Source organism: Palleronia pontilimi (assembly GCF_016412875.1).
GTDB classification, from domain to species: Bacteria; Pseudomonadota; Alphaproteobacteria; order Rhodobacterales; family Rhodobacteraceae; genus Palleronia; species Palleronia pontilimi.
The window spans coordinates 177,731-194,192 of record NZ_JAEKPD010000002.1; the positions used below are offsets into that span (position 1 = coordinate 177,731).

17 protein-coding genes are annotated in these 16,462 nt (G+C 65.7%); 7 read left to right on the forward strand and 10 right to left on the reverse strand.

Annotation, left to right across the window (positions count from 1 at the left end; genetic code table 11):
* Window positions 1-36: 36 nt before the first annotated feature.
* Genes ILP92_RS03755 through rpmF form a run of 3 tightly spaced genes read right to left on the reverse strand, consistent with a single transcriptional unit; the run spans window position 37 to window position 2,314 of the window.
* Window positions 37-1,008 carry a beta-ketoacyl-ACP synthase III gene (locus ILP92_RS03755; RefSeq protein WP_198915033.1) on the reverse strand — a complete coding sequence of 324 codons (972 nt, stop codon included), beginning with the start codon at window positions 1,006-1,008 and terminating at the stop codon, window positions 37-39.
* Entirely contained in the window at window positions 1,005-2,096 is a 1,092-nt protein-coding gene (gene plsX, locus ILP92_RS03760; RefSeq protein ID WP_268968481.1) for a phosphate acyltransferase PlsX, read from the reverse strand. Before plsX ends, ILP92_RS03755 begins: the two co-directional genes overlap by 4 nt.
* Window positions 2,097-2,107: 11 nt before the next feature.
* A complete protein-coding gene (gene rpmF / locus ILP92_RS03765; RefSeq protein ID WP_198915035.1) occupies window positions 2,108-2,314 on the reverse strand; it encodes a 50S ribosomal protein L32 in 207 nt (68 codons plus the stop codon).
* 221 nt (window positions 2,315-2,535) lie between these two features.
* Here rpmF and ILP92_RS03770 point away from each other — a divergent pair, with 221 nt between their 5' ends.
* The 5 genes from ILP92_RS03770 (at window position 2,536) to pgi (ending at window position 7,900) form a co-directional block, all read left to right on the forward strand.
* Window positions 2,536-3,186, forward strand: a complete 651-nt coding sequence (locus tag ILP92_RS03770; protein WP_198915036.1) for a fumarylacetoacetate hydrolase family protein — start codon at window positions 2,536-2,538, stop codon at window positions 3,184-3,186.
* Window positions 3,187-3,332: 146 nt separating this feature from the next.
* Window positions 3,333-3,917 carry an HNH endonuclease gene (locus ILP92_RS03775; RefSeq protein ID WP_198915273.1) on the forward strand — a complete coding sequence of 195 codons (585 nt, stop codon included), beginning with the start codon at window positions 3,333-3,335 and terminating at the stop codon, window positions 3,915-3,917.
* A 122-nt stretch (window positions 3,918-4,039) separates the two neighbouring features.
* On the forward strand, window positions 4,040-5,500 hold the full coding sequence (gene zwf / locus ILP92_RS03780; RefSeq protein WP_198915037.1) for a glucose-6-phosphate dehydrogenase: 1,461 nt from the start codon (window positions 4,040-4,042) through the stop codon (window positions 5,498-5,500).
* 121 nt (window positions 5,501-5,621) lie between these two features.
* Window positions 5,622-6,287 (forward strand): 6-phosphogluconolactonase, encoded by a 666-nt coding sequence (gene pgl, locus ILP92_RS03785; RefSeq protein ID WP_198915038.1) that lies wholly within the window; start codon window positions 5,622-5,624, stop codon window positions 6,285-6,287.
* Between the two features lie 14 nt (window positions 6,288-6,301).
* Entirely contained in the window at window positions 6,302-7,900 is a 1,599-nt protein-coding gene (pgi, locus tag ILP92_RS03790) for a glucose-6-phosphate isomerase (protein WP_198915274.1), read from the forward strand.
* 75 nt (window positions 7,901-7,975) lie between these two features.
* Here pgi and ILP92_RS03795 read toward each other — a convergent pair whose 3' ends face one another.
* Together ILP92_RS03795 and tkt are read right to left on the reverse strand one after the other, a co-directional pair.
* Window positions 7,976-8,617: a DUF3047 domain-containing protein gene (locus ILP92_RS03795; RefSeq protein ID WP_198915039.1), complete on the reverse strand. Its 642-nt coding sequence runs from the start codon at window positions 8,615-8,617 to the stop codon at window positions 7,976-7,978.
* Window positions 8,618-8,785: 168 nt separating this feature from the next.
* Window positions 8,786-10,801: a transketolase gene (gene tkt / locus ILP92_RS03800; RefSeq protein WP_198915040.1), complete on the reverse strand. Its 2,016-nt coding sequence runs from the start codon at window positions 10,799-10,801 to the stop codon at window positions 8,786-8,788.
* 196 nt (window positions 10,802-10,997) lie between these two features.
* Here tkt and ILP92_RS03805 point away from each other — a divergent pair, with 196 nt between their 5' ends.
* The gene (locus ILP92_RS03805) at window positions 10,998-11,525 is read left to right on the forward strand and encodes a hypothetical protein (protein WP_198915041.1); all 528 of its coding nucleotides are present in this window, start codon (window positions 10,998-11,000) and stop codon (window positions 11,523-11,525) included.
* The gene (locus tag ILP92_RS03810; protein ID WP_198915042.1) at window positions 11,518-11,925 is read left to right on the forward strand and encodes a cell division protein ZapA; all 408 of its coding nucleotides are present in this window, start codon (window positions 11,518-11,520) and stop codon (window positions 11,923-11,925) included. Before ILP92_RS03805 ends, ILP92_RS03810 begins: the two co-directional genes overlap by 8 nt.
* A gap of 162 nt (window positions 11,926-12,087) precedes the next feature.
* Here ILP92_RS03810 and grxD read toward each other — a convergent pair whose 3' ends face one another.
* The 5 genes from grxD to ILP92_RS03835 form a co-directional block, all read right to left on the reverse strand.
* Entirely contained in the window at window positions 12,088-12,447 is a 360-nt protein-coding gene (gene grxD, locus ILP92_RS03815; RefSeq protein ID WP_198915043.1) for a Grx4 family monothiol glutaredoxin, read from the reverse strand.
* Window position 12,448: 1 nt separating this feature from the next.
* Window positions 12,449-12,709 carry a hypothetical protein gene (locus tag ILP92_RS03820; protein WP_198915044.1) on the reverse strand — a complete coding sequence of 87 codons (261 nt, stop codon included), beginning with the start codon at window positions 12,707-12,709 and terminating at the stop codon, window positions 12,449-12,451.
* Window positions 12,706-12,939 (reverse strand): BolA family protein, encoded by a 234-nt coding sequence (locus ILP92_RS03825; protein ID WP_198915045.1) that lies wholly within the window; start codon window positions 12,937-12,939, stop codon window positions 12,706-12,708. Before ILP92_RS03825 ends, ILP92_RS03820 begins: the two co-directional genes overlap by 4 nt.
* Window positions 12,940-13,001: 62 nt before the next feature.
* Window positions 13,002-15,164 carry a phosphoribosylformylglycinamidine synthase subunit PurL gene (gene purL / locus ILP92_RS03830; RefSeq protein WP_198915046.1) on the reverse strand — a complete coding sequence of 721 codons (2,163 nt, stop codon included), beginning with the start codon at window positions 15,162-15,164 and terminating at the stop codon, window positions 13,002-13,004.
* A gap of 275 nt (window positions 15,165-15,439) precedes the next feature.
* Entirely contained in the window at window positions 15,440-16,342 is a 903-nt protein-coding gene (locus ILP92_RS03835) for a LysR family transcriptional regulator (protein WP_198915275.1), read from the reverse strand.
* Window positions 16,343-16,462 lie beyond the last annotated feature (120 nt).

Consider the following 16,462-nt stretch of genomic DNA (forward strand, 5'->3'; position numbering starts at 1 on the left):
TGGAAGGTGGCATGGAGGTGCCGATTGAAGTCGGGGCTACCAGCGCAATAGCACCGATCCCCAGGCCAGGCCGCCGCCGATCGCCTCGGTCACCAGAAGATCGCCCGGCTTGATCTGGCCGCGTTGCTTGCCCACCGACAGGGCCAGCGGGATGGAGGCTGCCGAGGTGTTGCCGTGGTCCTGCACGGTCACGACGACCCGGTCCATGTCCAGCCCCATGCGCTGCGCGGTGGCCTTGATGATGCGCAGGTTGGCCTGGTGCGGCACGATCCAGTCGACATCGTCCGGCCCGAGGCCTGCCTTCTCCAGCGCGCTGTGGGCCGTGGCGGCGAGCTTTTCGACGGCGTGGCGGAAGACTTCCTTGCCCTGCATGCGCAGGTAGCCCGTGTTCTGGGTCGACACCCCGCCATCGACGTAAAGGATATCGCGATAGGTGCCGTCCGAGTGCAGATCGGAGGCCAGGATGCCGCGGTCGTCGGTGGTGCCGGTGCCTTCGGCGGCTTCCAGAACCAGCGCACCGGCCCCGTCGCCGAAGAGCACGCAGGTGGTGCGGTCATTCCAGTCCATGATCCGGCTGAAGGTCTCGGCGCCGATCACCAGCACGCGCTTGGCCTGTCCGGACAGGATCATGGCATTGGCCGTCGACAGCGCGAAGACGAACCCGGCGCAGACCGCCTGGATATCGAATGCGAAACCCTGCTGCATCCCGATCTTGGCCTGGACCATGGTCGCGGCGGACGGAAAGGTCAGGTCTGCGGTGGACGTGGCCACGATCAGCGCGTCAATGTCGGTGGCCTTGAGGCCCGCGTCGGTCAAAGCGGCCTCGGCGGCCTTCGCGGCCAGATCGGACGTATGCTCGGATTCGGCGGCGAAGTGGCGCCGTTCGATGCCCGAACGGGTGCGGATCCATTCGTCGGACGTGTCGACCCAGCCTTCGAGTTCGGTGTTTTCGACGATACGTTCGGGCAGGTAATGCCCGACGCCACGAACCTGAGCGCGAAGGGTCATGGCGCGTGCTCCTGCACCGGGTGACCTTCGGCCGAGGCGACGCGCGCCGCGAGACGTTCGTTGAAATTGCCTTCGGCCAGTGTCACCGCCAGCTTGATCGCCGCCGAGACCCCGGTGGCGTCGGCCGATCCGTGGCTTTTGACCACGGTGCCGTTCAGGCCCAGGAAGATGCCGCCATTGACGCGGCGCGGGTCGATGCGCTTTTGCAGGCGCTTCAACGACCCCAGGGCCAGCACGGCGGCCAGCTTCGACAGGATCGAGTGGTTGAACGCCTCGCGCAGCAGGTCGCGGATCAGCGCGGCGGTGCCTTCGCCGGTTTTCAGCGCCACGTTGCCGGTGAAGCCGTCGGTGACGATCACGTCGACCCGGTCCGACGGGATATCGCCGCCCTCGACGAAGCCCACGAAGTCGAACTCGGCGCTTCTTGCGTTCTTTTCGATCAAGTCATGGGCGACCTTCAGCTCGGCGCGGCCCTTGTGTTCCTCGGTGCCCACGTTCAGCAGACCGATCCGCGGGCGCGTCAGGCCCAGCCCGTTGCGCGCGTAGGACGCGCCCATCAGCGCGTATTGCAGCAGGTCGTCCTGGTCGGCCCGGATATCGGCACCCACGTCGAGCATCACGTTGAAGCCAGACGGGTTGCGCGACGGCCAGAGGCAGGCGATGGCGGGGCGGTTCACGCCTTCGAGCTTGCGCAGCCGGATCATGCTGATCGCCATCAGCGCGCCGGTATTGCCGCAGCTGACCGCCACCTGCGCGTCGTTCTGGCGCACGGATTCGATGGCGGACCACATGGACGTGTCCTTGCCGTTGCGCATGACGTGGCTGGGCTTGTCGTCCATGCTGACCACGTCTTGCGCGTCGGCTATGGTCACGCGATGGCCGAGCTTGCGTTTCGCGACCAGCGGTTCCAGTTCGGACGCGCGTCCGTGCAGGATGAAGGACACGTCGGGATTGATCGCGGCGGATTTGGCGATCCCGTCCACGACGACCGCGGGGCCATTGTCGCTGCCCATGCCATCCACGGACACGACAACGCGCCCCCGGTGCGAAGGCGCGTCTGCGGTTTTATCGGCGTGACCTGTCGGCAAGCCCGGGCAGCTTACGCTGCGTCGTCGTCGAGATCGATCTCGTCGGCTTGGGCGACGATTTCACGCTCGGCATAATGGCCGCAGGCACCGCAGACGTGGTGCGGGCGCTTCAGCTCGCCGCAATTTGGGCATTCGGCCGGATTGGCGGCCGTCAGGCCGTCATGGGCCCGGCGCATGTTGCGACGCGACTTGGTGATCTTGTTCTGGGGGACAGCCATGTCTCGTGACCTTCGTATCTGTGGGGCGATTGGACGCCCCTGAACAGGCCTGTCGCGGCCCTTGGATTTCATTTGAAGCCGCGCAATACGCCGATCGTCGGGAAGGATCAAGCCCCGTGGCGGTGCGATCCCGCAGAATCCGTGGCGTCCGGCACGGCAGGGTGTTTTCCCGATCCCATGCCGTCTAGAACGTCCGCGGACCCATGTGAAGGAGATGCGCCATGGCATATCTGTTCGACCCCGCTCCGCAGCCGGTGATCGAAGTCGAGGGGCAGGTTGATCTACCGATCCACCGGGTCTTTTGCGTCGGACGCAACTACGCCGCGCACGCAGCCGAGATGGGCAACGAGGTCGATCGCGCGGCCCCGTTCTATTTCACGAAATCTGCGCATTCCGTGACGTGTGCGGGGGCCGAGGTCGCATATCCGCCGCGCACCGCAGACCTGCATCACGAGGTCGAGTTGGTGGTCGCCCTGGGTGCAGGCGGGCAGGTCATCGCCCACGGGGTTGGCCTGGACATGACGCGGCGCGACTTGCAGGCGGTCGCCAAGGACAAGCGGCGTCCGTGGGACGTGGCCAAGGATTTCGAGCAATCCGCCGTGCTGGCGCCCATGCGCGCGGTGTCCGGGGATGCGCTTGGAAATGCCAAGATCGCGCTCGATGTGAATGGTGTCGCGCGGCAGCGGGGCCGGATCGCCGACATGGTCTGGAGCGTCGACGAACTGGTGGGCGATCTGTCCGGGCTCTACCAACTGCGGGCCGGCGATCTGATCATGACAGGAACGCCGTCGGGCGTGGGCCCGGTGTCGCGCGGGGACCGGATCGTGGCGCGCATCGACGGGCTGCCCGAGCTGACGGCGCGGATCGTCTGACCCGGACGTCACAAAATCATCATAACGAACTCAAAATGTGGGGCTTGCCAGCTTTCGGTCGCCATATATAGTCGCATCAGCACCGGGGCTCTTTCCCCGCCCCGCTGCCGATGTTTGACCCGCTGGGACGAAGGATGACACGGCTCATGGATGGCGATTTCAGGACGGCGTTCGTCCGCGAACCCAATTCGCTCAGGCATCATCCCGCTTTGGTGCTGAACGCGGATTATCGCCCGCTCAGCTATTATCCGTTGTCGCTTTGGCCCTGGCAGGACGCCATCAAGGCGGCTTACTTGGACCGGGTGTCCATCGTCGCCGAGTATGACGCAACGGTGCGCTCGCCCACGACCGAGATCAAGATCCCGTCCGTCGTCGTTCTGAAAGACTACGTCCAGCCCCAGAAACGGGTGGCCTTCACCCGGTTCAACCTGTTCCTGCGCGATGAATTCCTGTGCCAGTACTGCGGCAGCACCGGCGATCTGACCTTCGATCATGTCGTCCCGCGCGCGCGCGGCGGCAGGACAAGCTGGGAAAACGTGGTCGCCGCCTGCTCGAAGTGCAATCTGAGCAAGGGATCGCGCGCGCTGAGTGCCACGGGCCTGAGCCTGCGCAAGCCTCCACGTCAGCCCGGCGCGGAAGAGCTGAAGAACATGGGGCGAAAGTTCCCGCCCAACCACCTGCACGAGACCTGGCGCGATTTTCTGTATTGGGACGCCGAGCTGGAAGCCTGAGCGCCCCTGCCCACGTGCAACGGACGTGCGAGGAGTTATGTTAGCGCCCAAAGTTCGGCTTGACCCCGCGCGCCAGCGGTCCAATGTCTGATCCGACACCCGCGCTTGGAAAGGATATCTCCATGGTTTCTCGCGTCATTCCCGTCGATCCTTTCGACCTGGTCATCTTCGGCGGTACCGGCGACCTGGCGCGGCGCAAGATCCTTCCCGGCCTCTATCGCCGGTTCATCGCGGGGCAGATGCCGGAAGACGCGCGCGTGATCGGTGCCGCGCGTTCCGAGTTGGACGACGAGGGCTATCGCAAGGACGTGCGCGATGCGCTGAAGGAATTCGTTTCGAAGCGCGCGCTCAGCGAAGAGAATATCGCCGCCTTCCTGTCGCGGCTGCACTACGTGTCCATCGACGCCAAGGGCGAGGGCGGCTGGAAGAAGCTGGCGCAGACCATGCGCGACGATGACGACGTCGTCCGGGCGTTCTACTTCTCGGTCGCGCCGTCCCTGTTCGGGGACCTGGCCGAACGGCTGCATCTCCACAAGATCGCGGGGGCAAATTCGCGGATCGTGGTCGAAAAGCCCTTTGGCCGGGATCTGGAATCGGCCAAGGCGCTGAACGCGACGCTTGCCGAGCATTTCGACGAGACGCAGATCTACCGGATCGACCATTACCTGGGCAAGGAAACGGTGCAGAACCTGATGGCCGTGCGCTTCGGCAACGTCCTGTTCGAGCCGCTCTGGAACGCGCAATACGTCGATCACATCCAGATCACCGTGGCCGAGACGGTGGGTGTCGGCGGGCGCGGCGGCTATTACGACAAGTCGGGCGCCATGCGGGACATGGTGCAGAACCATCTGATGCAGCTGCTGTGCCTGATCGCCATGGAGCCGCCATCGCGGTTCGAGCCCGACGCCGTGCGCGACGAAAAGCTGAAGGTGATCCGGGCGCTCGAGCCCGTCGAGCCCGGCGACATCGTGCGCGGTCAGTACGAAGGCAAGGGCAAGACCCCGTCCTATCACGACGATGTCGAGGACGGCGAAAGCCGCACCGAGTCGTTCATCGCCATGAAGCTGCATGTCTCGAACTGGCGCTGGGCGGGCACCCCGTTCTACGTGCGCACCGGCAAGCGGCTGAAAGCGCGCCAGTCCGAGATCGCGGTGGTGTTCAAGGACGCGCCGCATTCGATCTTCGGCGAAGCGGCGGGGCGGCACCGCAACATCCTGACGATCCGGCTGCAACCCAACGAGGGCATGACCCTGGGCGTCACCATCAAGGAACCCGGTCCGGGTGGCATGCGGCTGGTGGATGTGCCGCTGGACATGAGCTTTGCCGACGCGCTGGGCCCCGAAGGCGACGAGATCCCGGAAGCCTATGAGCGGCTGGTCATGGACGTGGTCCGCGGCAACCAGACGCTGTTCATGCGCGGCGACGAGGTGGAAGCCGCCTGGGCCTGGACCGACCCGATCATCGAGGGCTGGACCAAGCGCGACGAGCGCCCATTTGCCTACGAGCCGGGCACGGCGGGCCCCGAGGAATCTGCCATGCTGCTGCACCGCGAAGACCGCCGCTGGCGCGAGATCAAGGAATAGGGCAGGGTTGTTGCGCTGACTGACGACGCGCGGGTCCGGGGGTCGCGGTGACTGCCGCGCGACGCATCTGCGATGGACACCGTATCGCAGGTTGCTAGCTTAGATGCGGAAAGGATGCGCCATGGACCTTATCGAATACTCGGACGCCGAGATGATGATGATGACGCTGGCCGACAAGCTGGCCAGCGAGATCTCGAACTGCCTGGCCGCCCACGATCACGCGTCGCTGGCGGTGCCGGGCGGGACGACGCCGGGCCCGATCTTCGACACCCTGTCGGGGGCGGATCTGCACTGGGACCGCGTCCACGTCCTGCTGACCGACGAACGGCGCGTGCCGCCCGATCACGAACGCTCGAACGAACGGCTCCTGCGCGAGCGGTTGCTGACCGACAAGGCCGCGGCGGCAACATTCCTGCGGCTGGTCCCGGACGAGCGCGCGGATATGGACGCGCTGGTCCAGCGGCTGACACCCGAGCTTCCGCTGTCGATCCTGCTTCTGGGCATGGGGGCCGACATGCATTGCGCGTCGCTGTTCCCCGGCTCGCCGCAATTGGAAGCGGCGCTGGCCAAGGACGCGCCGCCGCTGATGGAGGTCGACGCCCCCGAGGGGCTCGAGCCGCGCATCACCCTGACCGCGCCGGTCTTGCGTGCCGCGATGTCGACCCATGTGGTCATCACGGGCGACGAAAAACGCCGCGCGCTCGACGCCGCTGCGCGGTTGAGCGCCGTTGAGGCTCCGATCGCGACGGTCCTGCCGGAAGCGACAGTGCATTGGGCAAAGGACTGATTTCGATGAAGAAAATGTGGAGCGACCTGGCCCGTATGGGCAAAGAGGCCGAGGGCCGCAGCATCAAGGGCCTGATTTCGCCCGAGCGTGTGGCCACCTTCAGTGTCGATGCTTGCGACATGCGCTTCGACTATTCCAAGACGACGATGGATCCGGCCGCCCGCGATCACCTGCTGGCCATGTGCGACAAGGCCGGGCTGGAGGACAAGCGCCGCGCCATGTTCGGGGCCGAGCCGATCAACGAGACCGAGAACCGCGCGGTCTTGCACACCGCCTTGCGCAATCTCGACGGTGGCGCGGTGATGCTGGACGAGCGTGACGTGATGCCCAAGGTGCTGGGCACGCTGGCGCGGATGGAAGGCTTCGCGCGGGCGGTGCGCGAGGGCAATTTCCGCGGCGAGGGCGGCACCATCACGGATGTGGTCAATATCGGCATCGGCGGCTCGGACCTGGGCCCCGCCATGGCGACGCTGGCGCTGGCACCCTATCACGACGGCCCGAACTGCCACTTCGTCAGCAACGTGGACGGCGCGCATATCGCCGACGTGCTCGGACCGCTCGATCCCACGCGCACGCTGATCATCGTGGCGTCCAAGACCTTCACCACCATCGAGACGATGACCAACGCCGCCACCGCGAAAGCCTGGATGGCCGAGCGGGTGCGCGATCCGTCGGCGCAATTCGCGGCGCTGTCGACGGCCCAGGACAAGACCAGCGCGTTCGGGATCGCCGAGACGCGGGTCTTCGGCTTCGAGGACTGGGTCGGCGGGCGCTATTCGATGTGGGGCCCGATCGGGCTGTCGCTGCTGATCGCCATCGGACCCGAAGCGTTCCGCGCCTTCCTGCGCGGGGCCGAAGCCATGGACAACCACTTCCGCGCGGCCGAGCCCGCCCAGAACATGCCGGTGATGCTGGCGCTTGCGGGCATCTGGCACAACCAGGGCTGCGGCCACGCCACCCGCGCGGTGCTGCCCTACGAGCAGCGCCTGTCGCGGCTGCCCGCGTATCTTCAGCAGCTCGAGATGGAAAGTAACGGCAAGCGCGTATCGATGGACGGCAAGGATCTGGCGGTCGACAGTGGCCCCGTAGTCTGGGGCGAGCCGGGCACCAACGGGCAGCACGCGTTCTACCAGCTGATCCACCAGGGCACCCGCGTGGTCCCTTGCGAATTCATGGTTGGTGCCGAGGGGTTCGAGGAAGAGCTGCCGCACCAGCACCGCCTGTTGATCGCCAATTGCCTGGCCCAGGCCGAGGCATTGATGAAAGGCCGCACGCTGGACGAGGCGAAGGACCTGATCCGCGACCAGTTCAAGGGCGACGAGCTGGAACGCCAGGCGCGCCACCGGGTCTTCCCCGGCAACCGGCCGTCGACCATGTTGCTCTATCCCAAGTTGACGCCCGAAACCTTCGGCAAGATCGTGGCACTTTACGAACATCGCGTCTTCGTCGAAGGGGTGCTGCTGGGCATCAATTCGTTCGACCAATGGGGGGTCGAGCTGGGCAAGGAACTGGCCAAGGCGCTCGAGCCCGTGGTCTCGGGCGAGCAGGGGACCGACGGCAAGGACGCGTCGACCGCAACGCTTGTGGAGTGGTTGCAGAAGAACGGTGCCTGACCGGCACCGCGCCCCTCGCATCACTGTTCCGGAAATGCTCCGGGGTGCGGGGCCCGCACCCCGCGGTCCGATATTCTATTCCAGCGTGAGGTTCGAGATCTGCGCGTCGATGGACGTGTCGGTGTCGTCGCTGTCGGCACTGACGGCGATGCCCAGCAGTTCGGACGGACGCGCGCCGAAGGCCTTTTCGAGATCGGCCGCGAAATCCACCGTCTCGCTGTAGCTGCCGTCGCCCGCGCCGCGCAGCACGATGGTCTTGCCCTTGTCGCCCAGATACGGGCTGTCCAGGAAACTGCCCGGCTCGGCGTCGCCGCCCCAGACATAGATCAGGATCCGCACGTCGTCGGCCCCCATAAGGCCGCGCAATTCGGCCCCTTCAAGCGCCGCGGCCTGCTCGGGGTCGGCGAAGACGAAATACAGCGACAGGTTGCGGTCATCGCCGCCTTTTTGCGTCAGGTCGGTGGGGGGCACGCCCTGGCTCACCGACCAGTCCCAGCTGGCGCCGGTGGCATCGGTCGCGTCGTCGGTGCGCAGATAGACCAGCGACACCGTGCCGTCGGACGTCACGCCCAGCGTATCGCCATTCAGCGCGTAGTCGTTGTCCGGCTGGAACGGAAATTTCTGGAACTTCCAGCTGTCGTCGAAGACCAGCTGCATGGCGGATGCGGGCAGGGCAAGCGCGGTCAGCGCGATGGCGAGGGGGCGGAATAGCGTCATGGATAACCTCCGTTTGCGGGGAAGCTAGCACGCGTGCGGTCGGCAGAAAGGACATGTCACCGGCCTCGCAGAACAGTGACCGAACGCGGACGGCCCGACGCGGGGCCGGGCCGTGTCGATTTGCGTCGCGCAGCCCGGACTAGCTCCGGGGTGTCGCGGCCCAAGAGTTCAGAGCAGGGATTTCACCTTCTCGACGACGGCGTCGGCGGTGATGCCGAACTTCTCGAACAACTCTTCGGCCGGGGCCGACGCGCCGAAGCTGGACATGCCGACAAAGCCCGCCTTGGCCTCGCGTCCGCGCTCGCCCAGAAGCCAGCGATCCCAGCCCTGGCGCACGCCGGCCTCGATGCCCACGCGCACGGCGGACGCGGGCAGGACGCGGCGGCGATAGCTTTCGTCCTGCTGCTCGAAAAGCTCCCAGCAGGGCATGGAGACGACGCGGGTGCCGATGCCTTCGGCCTGAAGCTTTTCGCGCGCTTCCATGGCGATGGACACTTCCGAACCGGTGGCAAGCAGCACCGCCTGGCGCTTGCCGTCGGCATCGGCCAGAACGTAGGCGCCTTGGGCGGTCAGGTTGCGGGTCTTGTGCTCGCGGCGCACGGTGGGCAGCCCTTGGCGCGTCAGTGCCAGGACCGACGGCGAGTCCTTAACCGATAGCGCGATTTCCCAGGCCTCGGCCGTTTCCACCGTGTCCGCGGGACGGAAGACCAAGGTGTTCGGCGTGGCGCGGCACATGGCCAGGTGCTCGACCGGCTGGTGCGTGGGCCCGTCTTCGCCCAGGCCGATGGAATCGTGCGTCATCACGTAGACGACGGGGATACCCATCAGGGCCGACAGGCGCATGGCGGGGCGGGCGTAGTCGGTGAAGACGAAGAACGTCCCGCCATAGGGCCGGATGCCGCCGTGCAGCGCCAGGCCGTTCAGACAGGCAGCCATGCCATGCTCGCGGATGCCGTAATAGACGTAGCGGCCCTTGCGATCCTCGGCGGTGAAGGTGCCCAGATCGGCGGTCAGCGTGTTGTTCGAGCCGGTGAGGTCGGCCGAGCCGCCGATGGTTTCGGGCATCACCGGGTTCACGACCTCCAGCACCATTTCGCTGGATTTGCGGGTGGCGACCTTCGGGCCGCTTTCGCTGATCTGCTTTTTCAGCGCGCGGATGGTGCCGGACAGCTTTTTCGGGGCTTCGCCGCTTTGCATCCGGTCGAACAGCGCGCGCTTGTTGGCCGATAGCTCTTCGACGCGGTCGTTCCACGCCTCGCGCGCTTCGGCACCGCGCGATCCGACCTTTTCCCACCACGACTTGATGTCTGCGGGGATATCGAAGGGCGCATGGTTCCAGCCATAGACCTCGCGCGTGTCGGAGATCAGTTGCGGATCGGTCAGCGCGCCGTGGCCCTTAGACGTGTCCTGCGCCGATGAGCCCAGGGCGATGTTGGTCTTGCAGGCGATCATCGACGGCTTGCCCGCCTTTTTCGCGGCCTCGATGGCCGCGTCGATCGCGTCGGGATCGTGGCCGTCGATTTCCTGGGTGTGCCAGTTGGCGGCATCGAAACGCTTCACCTGGTCGGTGCTGTCGGACAGGCCGACCTTGCCGTCGATGGTGATGCCGTTGTTGTCCCAGAAGACGATCAGGTTTCCCAGCTTCAGGTGACCCGCCAGCGCGATGGCTTCCTGGCTGACGCCTTCCATCAGGCAGCCGTCCCCCGCGATGACGTAGGTCTTGTGATCGACGATCTTCTTGCCGAAACGCGCGCGCAGGGCTTCCTCGGCGATGGCGAAACCCACGGACGTGGCGATACCCTGGCCCAGCGGACCGGTCGTCGTTTCGATCCCCTTGGCGTGGCCGTATTCGGGGTGGCCCGCGGTCTTGGCGCCCCATTGGCGGAAATTCTTGATTTGCTCGAGGGTCATGTCCTCGTAGCCGGTCAGGTGCAGCAGGCCGTAAAGCAGCATCGAGCCGTGACCCGCGGACAGGATGAAGCGGTCGCGATCGGCCCAGTCGGGCGCGCTGGCGTCGAATTTAAGGTGCTTCGCGTAAAGCACGGTCGCCACGTCGGCCATGCCCATGGGCATCCCGGTGTGACCGGAATTGGCGGCCGCGACGGCATCCATTGCCAGCATCCGCAGGGCGGCGGCCCGCATCCAGTGATCGGAATGTTGTTCGCGCAGGGTGGCGATATCCATGGGTCTTCCTTCCTGTCTGGACGATGCTGGCCGGTTGAATACCAGCCCCGGGGTCAAGTTCAAGCTTGCTGGGCCCGTCACGGGCCGAAAGGGGGCTGAATTTGCCGCACGGATGCGATTTACTTGTCTCCAAGTGGACGAATCACGCGAATTCGCGCGGAACAAGCGCGATCCGGGCATAAAGGACGTCTGAGCAATGCAGGACATCACGGAGTTGCAGCGTAGGCTTGCGGCGGCATTGGAACGGATCGGTGCGGGGCTCGACGGCCTCACGGCCGTGCCGGACGCGGCCGAAGCGTCCGAGGACGAGGGCCCCCAGCTCGACGCGGGCCAGCTTGCCGCCGATCTCGAGGCCGAGCGCGCCTTGGTCGCCCAGCTCGAGGAACGCCTGGCGGCGAACCGCGACAAGTCGAAAGCCACGGCCGACAATCTGCAGGCGAAGCTGGATGCGCTGCAGGCCCAGTTGAGCGCGATGGAAGAGGATCGCGGGCGGCTGAAGGCGGTGAACGATGCGCTGCGCGACAGCAACCAGGCCTTGCGCGAGGCGAACGAGGCGGGCGTCGGCGACGGCGCACTGATCAACACGGCGATGCAGACCGAGCTAGACGCTTTGCGCCAGGTCCGCCAGAGCGACCGGGCCGAGCTGGATGCCGTTCTGGGCTTGCTGGCACCCGCGCTGGAAGACGTGCAAACCCAAGACGAGGAGGCCGAGCAGGATGCCTGAGGTCAAGGTGAAGATCGGCGGACGCGATTACGAGGTCGCGTGTCAGCCCGGCGAAGAACAGTTCCTGCGCAGCGCGGCGGCGATGCTCGACGTCGAAGCGGCGGCTCTTGCGGACATGGCGGGCCGCTTGCCCGAGTCGCGGATGCTGTTGATGGCGGGTCTCATGCTGGCCGACAAGACGGCGGGTCTGGACGAACAGATGCGCGCGCGCGAGGTCGAAGTGCAGGAGTTGCAGGGAAAGATCGCGGCGCTCGAGCGGGCCGAGCCGCCCGCGCCCGAACGGGTCGAGGTGCCGGTGATCCCGGCATCCGTGCTCGATACGATGGCCGAGCTTGCGGCGCATTCCGAAGCGCTTGCGGATGCGGTCGAGGAGAAGGCCGCGGGCGACAGCGCGGCCTGATAGACGGACAAGGGTGCTGGGAAAACCCGTTCGCTTCACAGACAGCGGGCGCGTCGGCGACTATCCTGAACGCTCGATCCGCCAGGATGCGCGGGTGCCGTCAGGCGCGGGACGGATTTTTGTGAAATCCGCCCCTACGGTCACGGAAGGCGCGCGGTCCGGTTAGGCGTTGGCTTCGCGGATCTTGTCGGCGGCTTCCTTGTCGAAGCTCACGCCTTCCTTGGCGAAAAGCTCATCCAGCTCGCCCGACAGGGTCATCTCGGTGATGATGTCACACCCGCCGACGAATTCACCCTTCACGTAAAGCTGCGGGATCGTCGGCCAGTCGGAATATTCCTTGATGCCCTGGCGCAGGTTCTCGTCGGCCAGCACGTTGATGTCGGCATAGTCGACGCCCATGAAGTTCAGCACACCCGCCACGCGGCTGGAAAAGCCGCATTGGGGCATGGATTTCGTACCCTTCATGAACAGCACCACGTCATTGTTGGTGACGGTTTCCTTGATCTGGGTCTCGGCGCTCATCTTACTTGTCCTTCTTGTCTGTGGTCTTGGGAACGAAAAGCAGCGCGTAGGCCTGCGGGTCTTTCGGAACGGTGTACTCGGAGGCCTGGCCGCCGCCGCCGCCGCCCGAGAAATACTCGGACCTCAGCTTGTGGTGGCCCTGGCCGGGCAGCGAGCCGGGACGCTGGTCGCGCTCGACGCGCAGAACATAGAAGGCGCGGACCAGCAGCACGGCCAGGATCACCGCGCCGATGGCAGCCGACAGGGTGAGCGGGCCGGTCACGGCGCCCGCGTGGTCAGTGCCAGGGCGTGCAGCTCGCCCGCGGGGCCGTCCATCTTGCCCTTCAGGGCCGCGTAGACGGCCCGTTGCTGTTGCACGCGGTTCTTGCCCGCGAAGGACGGATCCACCACTTCGGCCGCGAAATGCGCCCCATCGTCGCCCTGCACGGTGATTTGCGCGTCGGGGAACGACTCGCGCAGCATCTTTTCGATCTGGTGGGCGTCAATTGGCATGGGTGGGCTCCTGTTGGCCTTTTTTCTGATCTAGGGGCGCGCCGCGCGCGGCGCAAGCGGGCTCAGGCAAAGGTGTCCGCGAAGGTGTTGCGATAGATCGCGGACAGTTCGGACAGCGGCGCGCTGGCGCGGCCAAGGCTGACCTGGTCGCCGCCGAAGCGTCCGATGGGCGTCAGCCAGACCTGCGCCTTGCCCGCCGCGACCATCAGCGCGTCGGCCTGATCGAAGGTGCAGGCCAGAAGGTAGCGGCCTTGGTCTTCGCCGAACAGGCTGGCGGTCTTTCGCTTCTTGTCGACTGTGACACCGATGCCCGCGGCTTCTGCCATCTCGAAGGCCGCAAGGGCGATGCCGCCGTCCGAGACATCGGTGGCCGCCGTCACGCAGTCTCGGTTCTCCAGCAGGAAGCTGCCGTTCTTCCGCTCGGCTTCCAGGTCGACGGGCGGGGGCGGGCCTTCGTCGCGGCCCCAGGCGGCGGCCAGCAGGGCCGAGCGGCCCAGGTGGCCATGGGTCTGCCCGAGCACGAGCAGCAGGTTGCCGGGCTGCGGAAGGCCGCCGATTACCTGGTCCGCGCGGGCGATCAGCCCGACGGCGCCGATGGTGGGCGTGGGCAGGATGCCCTTGCCGTCGGTCTCGTTGTAAAGCGACACGTTGCCCGACACGATCGGCATGTCCAGCGCTTCAACCGCGGCGCCTATGCCTTTGATCGCGCCCACGAATTGGCCCATGATGCGGGGCTTTTCGGGGTTGCCGAAGTTCATGTTGTCGGTGGTCGCCAGCGGGGTCGCGCCCACGGCGACGAGGTTGCGATAGGCCTCGGCCACCGCCTGCTTGCCGCCTTCGACCGGGTCGGCAAAGACGTAGCGGGGCGTCACGTCGCTGGTGAAGGCCAGCAGCTTGTCGGTGCCGTGGACGCGCACGATGCCGGCACCCAGTCCGGGCGGGCGCACGGTGTCGGCCATCACTTGAGTGTCGTATTGCTCGTAGATCCACTGCTTGGCGGCGTGGTTGGGTTGCGAGATCAGCGCGCGCAGCCCTTCGATCGGGTCGATCTTGGGGGCGTCGACGAGGTCCGGCGCGGGCGGCGTTTCTTCCCAGGGGCGATCGTATTCCGGCGCGCTGCCCGACAGGGTGCGCAGGGGCAGGTCGGCCTTCACGTCGCCGCCATGCTCGATAATGAAGCGGTCCTCGGCGATGGTTTCGCCCACGATGGCGAAATCCAGGTCCCATTTGTCGAAGACGGCCTTCGCCTCGGCTTCCTTCTCGGGGCGCAGCACCATGAGCATCCGCTCCTGGCTTTCCGACAGCATCATCTCGTAGGCGGTCATGTTGTCTTCGCGGACGGGCACCGCGTCGAGGTTCAGCCGGATGCCAAGGCCGCCCTTGTCGCCCATCTCCACGGCCGAGCAGGTCAGGCCCGCGGCGCCCATGTCCTGAATCGAGATGACGGCGCCGGTCTGCATCAGTTCCAGGCATGCCTCCATCAGCGATTTCTCGGTGAAGGGGTCGCCCACCTGCACGGTCGGGCGCTTTTCCTCGATCGTGTCGTCGAACTCGGCGCTGGCCATGGTCGCGCCGCCGACGCCGTCGCGGCCCGTGCGCGCGCCCAGATAGACGACCGGCATCCCGATGCCAGAGGCGGCCGAGTAGAAGATCTTGTCGGCATCGGCCAGGCCCGCGGCAAAGGCGTTGACCAGGCAATTGCCATTATAGGAGGGATCGAACCGCACTTCGCCGCCGACGGTGGGCACGCCGAAGCAGTTGCCATAGCCGCCGATGCCCTCGACGACACCGTGGACCAGCTGCCGCGTCTTGGGATGCGTGGGGTCGCCGAAGGACAGCGCGTTCATGGCCGCGATGGGGCGCGCGCCCATGGTGAACACGTCGCGCAGGATGCCGCCGACGCCGGTGGCCGCACCCTGGTAGGGCTCGATATAGCTGGGGTGGTTGTGGCTTTCCATCTTGAAGACCACGGCCTGCCCGTCGCCGATATCGACCACACCCGCGTTTTCGCCCGGCCCGCAGATCACCTGTGGGCCGGTGGTCGGAAGGGTGCGCAGCCATTTCTTGGACGACTTGTAGGAACAATGCTCGTTCCACATGGCCGAGAAGATGCCGAGCTCGGTGAAGCTGGGCTCGCGGCCGATGATCTCGAGGATGCGCTGGTATTCGTCGTCGCTCAGACCATGGGCAGCGATCAGGTCGGGGGTGATGGCGGGATCAGACATGGCTCTCCGGCGGGATGGCGCGATTTGCGCCCTCATAGCCGCTTGAAGCGGGATTTGCCAACGGGGACACGAACGCAACGTGATGCGCATATCTCCTGAAGTGTCCGGGACAAAAAAATGGCCGGGCACAAGGCCCGGCCAGTCCAACAGGGAGGTGAAGCCGACGAGAGCGTATCGTCGCCGTCTTCACGAGAGCAGATAGAGCCCAAGGTTTGACCTATCAAGCGCTGAGCGGTGATAAACTGTGCAGTTCAGCTATGCGCTTGGCGCATGGCTTACGAAGCCGCCGCTTCCAGCACCTTGGCCGAGAGCGCGAGCTCTTCCAGCACGAAGTCCCGAAAGGCGACGATCCTTTTGGAATTCCGCAATTCTTCTGGATAGGCAAGATAGACGGGGATCTGGGCGGACTCGATTTCGGGCAGAACGCGGACGATCTCGGGGAAGTCCGCGATGACGTAATCGGGCAACACTCCGATCCCCAGGCCGTGCAGAACGCCCTGCAGCACGCCGAAATAGTTGTTCACCGTCAGGGTGGACGGGGTGCCCATCGCCGTGAGCGACTGGATAAGCATCTCGCCCGCCGACGCCTGCTGCGAGCGCACGTTCTGCGAGATCAACCTGTGATCCTGAAGATCATCGGGCTTTTGCGGAACACCGTGCTCTTCCAGGTAGTCCGGCATCGCGTAAAGCCGCATCCGCACCGTGTTCAGCCGTTTGCGCACCAGGTCGGCCTGGCTGGGCTCTTTCATGCGGATGGCCAGATCCGCCTCGCGCATGGGCAGGTCCAGCACGCGTTCTTCCAGCATCAGGTCGATCTTCAGATCGGGGTATTTCTCGTAAAGCTTGGGCAGTCGCGGCACCAGCCACAGGGTGCCGAAGCCGGTGGTGGTGGTCACGCGCAATTCGCCGAACACCTCTTCGCGGCTGTCGCGGATGCGGGCGGCGGCGGTTTCCAGGCGACGGTTCATGGACGACGTGGCGTCGTGCAGCAATTCGCCCTGTTCGGTCAGGATCAGGCCGCGGGCGTGGCGATGGAAGAGCGTCGTGTCGAGCGATTGCTCCAGCGCGCGGATCTGGCGCGACACGGCGGACTGGCTCAGGTGCAAGGTATCGCCGGCCGCGGTAAGGCTGCCTGCATCCGCCACTGCGTGAAAGATCCGCAGCTTGTCCCAATCCATGGCGCGATACATCCGAAGCTGTGTAATATTGCGATCTTGTATCGACATCGGTCCGTCCTTTGCAAACCCTCAAGCGCAGCTAGATGTGAATTGTTGTGCGGGTTTGCATCCCCTACGCTG